The following is a 985-nucleotide window of genomic DNA, read 5'->3' as shown; positions in this document are numbered from 1 at the left end:
AGCCGTGACAGCACATGGCAAATCATCGAGCGGCTGCACGCCGCCGACAACAGGATAAAAGGCCTCAACCTCGCCCGCAACGTGGGCCACCAGAACGCGCTTATGGCCGGATTGATGTCGGCTCGGCGCAGAGCCGACATTGTTGTCAGCGTCGACGCTGACCTGCAAGACGATCTCGATGCCATTCCCCGCATGATAAAGCTCTTCAAGGAGGGCAACGACATAGTCTACGGAGTAAAGGTGAAGCGTGACGCCGACCCGCTGATGAAACGCCTCTCGGCAGTGACGTTCTACAAACTGCAAAGCGGCATGGGCGTGGAATGTATATACAACCATGCCGACTTCAGGCTGATGAGCCGCCGGGCGCTCGACATGCTGGCCGGATACGGCGAACGAAATGTTTACCTGCGCGGCCTCATCCCGCTGATAGGACTGCAATCGGCAACGGTAGACGACGTGATAAGCGAGCGTGAGGCCGGCTCGTCGAAATACACACTGGGCAAGATGCTCGGCCTGGCGCTCGACGGAATAACGTCGTTCTCGGTAAAACCGATATACGGCATTGTGTGGCTCGGCGTGGTATTCATAATCATCAGCATGCTGATAGGCATCTATGTGCTGCACGCACTCATCACGGGAACGGCCGTGCCCGGATGGTCATCGCTGATACTTAGTATATGGTTTGTAGGCGGAATAGTGCTCATCTCGATAGGTGTCATAGGCGTTTACATAGGAAAAATATACAAAGAGGTAAAGAACAGGCCGCTATATAACATCAAGGAGACACTCGACTGAGAACCGGGAACAGGCATATCGGTAACAGACAACAAAACCGGCGGAAGATGAAAGAAAGCGCGAAAGGGAAAATCAGGACCGAGTTCTGGCGGATATTCCGCTTCGGGGTGACGGGCACTGTGTCGTCGCTCATTCACTATGTGATATACTGCGTGGCGCTGTCGATACTCAACCCCACGCTGTCATACAC

1 protein-coding gene is annotated in these 985 nt (G+C 54.4%); it reads left to right on the top strand.

Annotated features, from left to right (window positions below; translation table 11 throughout):
* A partial coding sequence (locus tag MoGM_RS02365) for a glycosyltransferase (protein ID WP_104368604.1) occupies window positions 1-795 on the top strand: 795 nt, incomplete at its 5' end.
* Window positions 796-985: the final 190 nt, after the last annotated feature.

Source organism: Prevotella sp. MGM1 (assembly GCF_002933775.1).
Taxonomy (GTDB): Bacteria; Bacteroidota; Bacteroidia; order Bacteroidales; family Bacteroidaceae; genus Prevotella.
Note: the sequence above shows the minus strand (reverse complement) of the source record. Positions and strands in the feature narration are given on the sequence as shown.